We start from the raw sequence: 8,421 nt of genomic DNA, 5'->3' as shown, positions 1-8,421 counted from the left end.
AATGCCTATTCAAAACTGGGGTATTGTTTTAAACCAATTTACCCTTATATTTGAAAAAAGGCTCCGATTATAAAAACAGGAGCCTAAACTTTTCAACTTACACACTTTTTGGGATAGTGTCTCTGAAAAACTACTCAACACATCTAAATCCGATGTGATTAGCAGATGATTTAATTTCCCCATGTCCACGTGTACCTACCATGTATCTGGTGCAATATTCATCGGTACATAAAAAAGAGCCTCCCCTATGAACTTTTTGTAACGAATTTGGTTCATTAATGTAATTACTAATCTCAGGTCCTTGAGGATTTGAAGATACTCTATAATTTTGTGCTAACTGACTATAATAATTCTCATCATACCAGTCGCTTACCAATTCCCATACATTTCCAGCCATATCATAAAGACCATATCCATTAGGTTCATACTGACCAACAGGAGCAATTCCAACAAAACCATCTTCTCCTGTATCCCCTTTTTCAACAGGAAATTGCCCTTGATAAATGTTTGCCTGGAACTTACCTTGTGGTTTTAAAATACTGCCCCAAGTATAAGTACTGGCGGTTTTCCCACCTCTAGCTGCAAATTCCCATTCTGCCTCGGTTGGCAAACGTTTTCCAGCCCATTTAGCATAAGCTACTGCATCTTCAAATGAAATTTGAACTACAGGATAATTATCCTTACCAATCAAATTACTGTTATAACCCATAGGGTGTCTCCAGTTTGCGCCTTCTACATATTTCCACCACTGCAAATAATCATCTAATTTGACTTTGCTTTTTGTTGGTGTAAAAACTCCTGAGCCAGCTATCAATTGCGATAAAGGAACACCCGGAAATTCTTCCTGAAGAGGTTTTCTTTCGGCAACAGTAATGTATTTTGTGGCATTTATAAATTTAGCAAACTCCTTATTGGTAACTTCAGTCTTATCCATCCAAAAACCATCCACATATACTCTGTGAATTGGTCTCGCATCATTTGTCACTCCTTTTATAGTGCACAAACTTTCATCATTAATATTACTGCCCATCGAAAACTCACCTCCAGGTACCCATACCATTCCTTCTCTTTTTTGATCAGTCTTCCTGTTTTTATTTTCGACTGTTATTTCAAACTTCTCTTCCTCTTTTAGTTCTTTAATTTCATTATTGGTGAGTTTTTTCACCTCCTCTTTTAATAAATTAGAATTTGTCAATAAATACAACAACCCTACTAAAGGAATAATTATAATAAATCCTATTTTAATTATTTTTCTTTTTCTTTCCTTCATATAAAAATTATTTAAAAATATTATTTTTCTTTAATTTTTATTTCCTTTTTTTTTATAATAAAATTAAATACATACTATATAATTTAATTTGAGTAGTAAATTGAGCATTTTAATCTCTTTTTTTGTTTATAATCCTGGTTCCGATAATTATGAATCGCATCGATAACGTTTTGAATAAAACTAGTATTGACTTCATAAAAAATGATTATTATTTATGTTTCAATTTTTACAAATTATTTAGTTTAAAATCATTTCAATTTTTCCAGCCTTCGATTCCTCATTTTCTGCATTTTCCCTTTAGTAGTTCCGGTATGCTACCACAATACTGCAAGTTTGTGGTGTGATAAAACTTCTTTTACTTGGTACTATGCCATTCAAATAATCCCTTAGATGTAATTACATTATTCAATTACACCCGAGGGATTAACTATATTTTACTTCATAACAAATTAGTCAAATTTCTATTTTATAGTTACAATTAACGGATTATTAACCTTTCTTGAAAATTTGCTTAGGTAATCTTCCCACTCTTTCTTAGTGTTAAACTGTTTACTTCCTGTCCACCCAAATCCTGCAAAATAAACGACCTTACCGTCCTTAACTTTTAAATTGGCATAAACGTTACTTAAATCCACTTGTTCAGTCTTGTAAACAACGAAGTCTGTAAAATAATTTGAAGTTCCCACTATAGCTGTTCCCACGTATGAGTCTCCGTATTTTTCCCAATACGAAACCCACCCATTTTTATTATTTTCTGTAATCTCTCCTTTATTGTCATGCAATGTTAATCCTGCTGAAATATCTTGCGTTCCTTCAATTGAAATTTCAAACTTTGATAAATTATTACCCAAATCCAAACTGATAATATGTGATTCTTTAATTTCATCACCATCAGCATTCCAATTAGCATACTCTACAAAAAAACTAGTTCTAATTGGCCCCGTTGTTATTGTTCTGTAATTGGTATAATTTTTCGAAACATAGTAAGTGCTATCTCTCTTTACTGCGATACCACCCACACCTCTACTAGGTCCAACGTGATAAGCATCCATTCCTTCTCCTGTATCTTTATGGTAACTACCTGTTTTTCCTAAATCTTTTTTGTACCACTTATCAATAATAGGGTAATTTACTTTTTTAAACCAAGCATCTACACCACTGGATAATGTTCCTGCCGGATTACCGTTTTCATTCATTTTTTGTGCAGTCGGGCCATATACTCTAAAGGCTACTTTGTCATTTTCCCAAGTATAATCATCTGTACGTTCAGGTACGAAACGGGAATAACAGTATTCTGGTGCTTTAGGTCTTCTTTCATTTGTGACTTTTACAACTTGATATTCTCTCTCTGAATTTGGCTGCAGTTTAGGTTGAAAAAGAAGATCGTCCATAATTCCGTCTCCATCATTATCTACCATCTGTGTCACTTGTAATTCATTTGTTTCTGAATCTTTCACACCAATATCAGTTAATTCTGATACATTTAATTGCTCTTTTGAAAGCGTAATCGTTTCAAAAGTTCGTTCGATGTCCAAATCGTTTTTAACGTGAATTGTTACGTTGCCTTCTTCTTTTTTACAGGATTGCAGACTTAATAAAAGTACTGCTACTCCTAAAATTTTAAACTTATACATATTGTCTTTTTTTAAATCTCGTTAGACGGTTTCCCGATAGTTGCTAAAATTCCCCCATCTACATACAAAATATGACCGTTGACAAAGTCACTCGCTTTAGAAGATAAAAAGATTGCTGCACCAGCTAAATCATCAGGATCTCCCCATTTTGCTGCAGGAGTGCGTCCTATAATAAACTCATTAAAAGGATTCCCGTCTACACGGATTGGAGCCGTTTGTTCCGTAGCAAAATAACCTGGTCCAATTCCGTTCACTTGTACATTGTATCTCCCCCATTCCGTAGCCATGTTTTTAGTCAACATTTTCAAACCACCTTTGGCTGCAGCATAAGCCCCAACGCTATTTCGTCCTAATTCGCTCATCATTGAGCAAATATTGATGATTTTTCCTTGTCTGCGCGCTACCATTCCTTTAGCAACATGCTTCGAAACAATAAAAGGACTTACTAAATCTATATCAATTATTTGTTTAAAATCATCCACTTCCATTTCTAAAATTGGAATTCTCTTGATGATTCCTGCATTATTGATCAAAATATCAATAACTCCAACCTCTTTTTCAATTGCAGCAATTGCGTCTATTACATCTCCTTCGTTGGTCACATCAAATTTGTAACCCACTGCTTTTATTCCTGCAGCCGTAAAACTAGCTACCGCTTCGTCAATTTTAGTTTGTGATGAGTTTCCGTTAATTACAATAGTCGCTCCTGATTCACCTAGACCTTTGGCCATTGCCATTCCTAAACCGTGTGTGCTTCCAGTAACCAAAGCTACTTTTCCACTTATATCAAATAATGAATTTGTCATTGTATTATTTCTTCTCTTATTTTAAGTCTGTTATTTTAGCTATATCCATATCTCCGTAATCTAAATTCTCACCGGCCATTCCCCAAATAAAAGTATAGTTGGAAGTTCCTGCTCCCGAGTGAATTGACCATGGTGGAGAAATTACCGCTTGGTGGTTGTGCATCCAAATGTGTCTTGTTTCTTGCGGTTGTCCCATAAAGTGACATACAGCCTGGTTTTCTGGAATATCAAGGTAGAAATATACTTCCATTCTTCGATCGTGTACGTGAGCTGGCATGGTATTCCAGACACTTCCTGTTTTTAATTCCGTCAGTCCCATTTGCAATTGACAGGTTGTTACAACTCCACCAATAATCATTTGGTTTACGGTACGATGATTGGCTGTTTCAAGTGTACCTAATTCTATTTTTTTTGCTTCAGCAAGACTTACTTTTTTATTTGGAAATTTACAGTGCGCTGGAGCAGAATTAATATAAAACTTTGCAGGATTGTTTGCGTTATCACTTTTGAAAACCACATCCTTATTTTCGCATCCTAAATATAAAGCATCTTTAAAACCGAGTTCGTAAGTGACCCCATCCGCAACGACAGCGCCATTCCCTCCTACGTTAATGATTCCCATTTCCCTTCTTTCCAAAAAATAAGAAGATTTCAGGGGATCAATTGTTTCCAGAATTAAAGAATTTAATGGAGTTGCTGAGCCCACAATATACCTGTCATAATGAGTATATGTTAAATTTATCTCATTATTCCTCATCAAATCATCAATTAAAAATTCTTCTCGTAACCGTTCTGTATCATATTGTTTTACAGCAGTGGGGTTCGAGGCATACCTACAGTTAAATTTCATCATAATATCTTGTTTTAAAATCATCTCGCTATGCTAATATTAATTTAACTAACACAACTTGTATCAGACACTGTAAAATCCAAAAAAAAATTGACCATTTAATTTAGATTTAAAATGCATTTATTAGTGCAAAAATACACACAGTAAGAATGTTGATTGATAAATTATAATTCAAAAACTATAACACATAATTAAATAGGCAATACTTACTCATAAAACTTATTTCAATAACATGACTTATAAAGTAAGACAATTTATTTTGTTTTTATAAAATTGAAGTAAGCTAAAAATACATTTCACACATAGAATTATCCCAATAATTTTTAATAAAAACTATTTTTTATAATCATCGCATAATTAACATTCTAATTAACCTCATACTTAAACAATTACCAAGTGTGGAATTTATAATATTGGATAGAAGAAATAAGGTTTTAGTTATTATAAATATTAAGCTGTGACTAAAAAAAAAGAACCATAAATTATCATTTTTGAGTAATAATTTATCATCTGAGGATTTCAATATAATTAACATTGCATTAACTATTTGAATAAACTCATTAACTAACTTTAAATTAAACTTTATGCTTAAACCAAAATTAAATCAGTCCAAACTGAGTTCGTTAGCAAATCCATATTGGATGGTAGGTTTGCTGATTATCTGTTTGTCCACTCAAATGTATGCAATTTCGCCTACAAATAAACTTGCTGTAAAAAGCGCTACATTTAATTCTCCCCAGAGTAAAACAATAAAAGGAAAAATTGTAAGTGCATCTGACAATTTAGGAATTCCTGGTGCAAATATTATGGTCAAGGGTACAAAAATTGTAACTACTACCGATTTTGATGGTAATTACTCGATTAGTGTTCCGGACAGTAATGGCATTTTAGTCGTTAGTTATATCGGATATATCACTCAGGAAGTAAAAATTGGAACTTCAACTACTGTAAATGTTTCACTAAAACAAGACATCTCAAGTTTGAATGAGGTAATCGTGGTAGGTTTCGGAACTCAAAAAAAGACTACCCTTACAGGTTCTGTAACCCAATTAAAAGGAGATGATGTTACAAGAAGTAAAGGTACATCGAGTGCCGCATTAGCTTTACAGGGAGAAGCACCAGGGGTAGTGGTTACACGAACATCTTCACGTCCTGGAAATGATGGTGTAAATATTAAGATTCGTGGTGACATTTCTGTTAATGACATTGGCCCTCTTATTTTATTAGATGGATTAGAGATTCCTGAATGGCAGCTTTCTACTATTAATCCAAATGATATTGAAACCTATTCAGTTTTAAAAGATGGGGCGGCGGCTATTTTTGGAACAAAAGCAGCTGGAGGAGTTATTTTAGTCACAACCAAAAAAGGTAAAAGAGGGAAAATGCAAATAAGTTACAGAGGTGAAACCCAAATTAATTTCCCAAAAGATTTTCCCGTTACTAATCTAAAAGATTGGGCAAAAATGTGGTTAGAAGCAGGCGATAATGATGAAATTGAATATATGGATGCTAATGGTGTTACACAGTATGCTGCTGGTAACTATCGTTTCTTTACGCGACCAGAGTTACTTTCAATAATTGATGGAACGATGCCTATGGCACCAGACACTTACAACTGGAATGGAAAGGTACATCGCTTTTCGGATGTAAACCAGTTTGATGCTGTTTACAGTCCAACTTTTTCTCAGAGACATGACTTATCATTCTCCGGTGGAAATGAAAATGCTACCTATAGAACTTCAATTGGATATTCTAATGAGCGTTCACCTATTGCTTTTGTATATGATGGAGCCAAGAAAATTAATTTTCGTACCAATTTGAATTACAAAATAAGCGATGTAATAAGTACTGATTTTATTGTATCGTATGATAATCGTTTAGTAGACGAACCTACTCAAGGTGTGGGACACGGTATACAAGATATGTATCTTTTCCCATTATACAATCCTCAGGGACAATATTATGACATTTTTGGAGGGAATAACTTATTAGCTAAACTGGATGAAGGAGGGCGGATTGAAAATGTTGAGGAAATTATACGTTTTGGAACTACATTAAATCTGAATTTCAACAAATATGTAAAGGGTTTGTCATTTAAATACAATGGAAATTTTAGTTCAAGGAATGGAAATAAAAATGCCAGAACCACTTCTGTAACAATGTATGACTGGGATGGGAACGTTTCTTATACCCCAACTACTTTACTATCTTCTAGCGTACGAATAAATCAAACTAAAATTAGTTTTCAAAATCATGTAATACAAGGAAACTATTTGCGCTCGTTTGGACAACATAATATTGGTTTATTAGCTGGGATAACAGCTGAAGAAACGCAAACTAACAACTATGAAATGTTTCGTTCTAATATGACTGATGATGACTTAGATGATTTAAATACTGGCGATGTTACTACTCAAACTAACAAAGGCGGGAGTAATGCAGTGGGTTTAGTGTCTTATATAGGTAAAATCAACTATGACTATAATGGCATTTATCTATTAGAGGCTTTAGGCCGTCGAGATGGATCTTCTCGTCTCCACCCTGATTTTAGATGGAAAAACTTTTACAGTGCATCAGCAGGTATTCGTCTCTCTGAAATGAATTTTATTAAAAAAGCCAATGTTTTTGATAATTTGAAGTTACGGGCTTCATATGGAGAGACTGGTTCAGTTACAGGAATCGGAACTTATGATTACATCTCTAATATGAGTACAGGATCCACTCAATTTGGTTCAAACCCTACCTTGGCTAATACTGCGTGGATTGGAGCCATTACATCAACAGATCGTACATGGGAACGTGTAGCTACGACAAACTTTGCCCTCGATTTTGCAGCATTAAAAAATAGATTGAGCGGGACGTTTGAATATTTTATTCGTAAAAATAATGATATGTTAGTCAATATTACCTATCCTCAGGTTTTGGGAGGAACTGCTCCAAAAACCAATAGTGGTGATTTTACAACTAATGGCTGGGAAGCTTCTTTGAACTGGAAGGATAAAATTGGAGAAAATTTTAAATATAATATAGGATTAATGGTATGGGACAGTAAAAGTGAGGTAACCCGCATGGAGGGAAAAACTGCCATTGTAAAAGGGAACAATGCAATTGTAGAAGGTAAACCTTTAAATTCAATATATACTTACAAAACAAATGGTGTTCTAACCACGGAAGATCAGGTTTTGGCTTATTATAATCAATATGGTTTCGCAGATCCTTCGAATCAGAATGTAATGAAGGCAGGGACACTGCTTCCTAAATACAGAAGTGCAGACCGTTTAGTTCCTGGAGCCCTCAACCGTGTTGATGCAAATGGTGATGGGATAATAGATACAGATGACTTAGTTTATTACGGTGATGCAAATCCTCATTATAGTTTTGGTCTGCGCTTAGGTATGGAGTATAAAGGATTTGATTTTAGTGCATTCTTTCAAGGTGTAGGCCAGCAAAATATTGTAAGAACCGGAGCCTTATCTGCTCCATTTGCAAGCTGGTTTACCAACCAAAACTCAGCTTTCCTGGGAAATACATGGTCTGAAAATAATACTGATGCACAATATCCTGCTATGTACTATAACACGGCAAGAAGAATATGGAATTATGATCAGAACAATGATGTTAATGTTATAAAAGCTTCTTACATGAGAGCAAAAGTACTTTCAGTAGGATATAGCCTGCCGAGGTACTTGCTGGATAAATCAGCCATTAAAAACTTACGCATATCGTTAACTGGAAACGACCTCTTTGTTATATCCAATGTAAATGACGGGATGGATCCTGAAATGGTATCGGGAGCTTCTCAGGGATCAACAGTACCTTATGTTTCAACAATGTTATTAGGCTTAGACCTTACTTTTTAAT

5 protein-coding genes are annotated in these 8,421 nt (G+C 34.4%); 1 reads left to right on the top strand and 4 read right to left on the bottom strand.

Annotated elements, in window-relative coordinates; genetic code table 11:
• Positions 1-130 precede the first annotated feature (130 nt).
• The 4 genes from GXM17_RS14825 to kduI all read right to left on the bottom strand — a co-directional run bounded on the left by GXM17_RS14825 (position 131) and on the right by kduI (position 4,563).
• Positions 131-1,270 carry a formylglycine-generating enzyme family protein gene (locus GXM17_RS14825; protein ID WP_163400100.1) on the bottom strand — a complete coding sequence of 380 codons (1,140 nt, stop codon included), beginning with the start codon at positions 1,268-1,270 and terminating at the stop codon, positions 131-133.
• A gap of 461 nt (positions 1,271-1,731) precedes the next feature.
• Entirely contained in the window at positions 1,732-2,904 is a 1,173-nt protein-coding gene (locus GXM17_RS14820; RefSeq protein WP_163400099.1) for a DUF4861 family protein, read from the bottom strand.
• 11 nt (positions 2,905-2,915) lie between these two features.
• Positions 2,916-3,710 carry a gluconate 5-dehydrogenase gene (locus GXM17_RS14815; RefSeq protein ID WP_163400098.1) on the bottom strand — a complete coding sequence of 265 codons (795 nt, stop codon included), beginning with the start codon at positions 3,708-3,710 and terminating at the stop codon, positions 2,916-2,918.
• Positions 3,711-3,726: 16 nt separating this feature from the next.
• Positions 3,727-4,563, bottom strand: a complete 837-nt coding sequence (gene kduI / locus GXM17_RS14810) for a 5-dehydro-4-deoxy-D-glucuronate isomerase (RefSeq protein WP_208796453.1) — start codon at positions 4,561-4,563, stop codon at positions 3,727-3,729.
• 581 nt (positions 4,564-5,144) lie between these two features.
• Between kduI and GXM17_RS14805 the strand changes: the two genes are divergently transcribed.
• On the top strand, positions 5,145-8,420 hold the full coding sequence (locus GXM17_RS14805) for a SusC/RagA family TonB-linked outer membrane protein (protein WP_208796452.1): 3,276 nt from the start codon (positions 5,145-5,147) through the stop codon (positions 8,418-8,420).
• Position 8,421: the final 1 nt, after the last annotated feature.

The organism is Flavobacterium fluviatile (assembly GCF_010645065.1).
In the GTDB taxonomy this organism is placed as follows: domain Bacteria; phylum Bacteroidota; class Bacteroidia; order Flavobacteriales; family Flavobacteriaceae; genus Flavobacterium; species Flavobacterium fluviatile.
Note: the sequence above shows the minus strand (reverse complement) of the source record. Positions and strands in the feature narration are given on the sequence as shown.

What these genes read in the sequence shown, in the direction of transcription:
- GXM17_RS14805 (WP_208796452.1), top strand. Translation starts at nt 5,145, where the DNA reads ATGCTTAAACCAAAATTAAATCAGTCCAAACTGAGTTCGTTAGCAAAT.
- GXM17_RS14825 (WP_163400100.1), bottom strand. Translation starts at nt 1,270, where the DNA reads ATGAAGGAAAGAAAAAGAAAAATAATTAAAATAGGATTTATTATAATT.
- GXM17_RS14815 (WP_163400098.1), bottom strand. Translation starts at nt 3,710, where the DNA reads ATGACAAATTCATTATTTGATATAAGTGGAAAAGTAGCTTTGGTTACT.
- kduI (WP_208796453.1), bottom strand. Translation starts at nt 4,563, where the DNA reads ATGATGAAATTTAACTGTAGGTATGCCTCGAACCCCACTGCTGTAAAA.
- GXM17_RS14820 (WP_163400099.1), bottom strand. Translation starts at nt 2,904, where the DNA reads ATGTATAAGTTTAAAATTTTAGGAGTAGCAGTACTTTTATTAAGTCTG.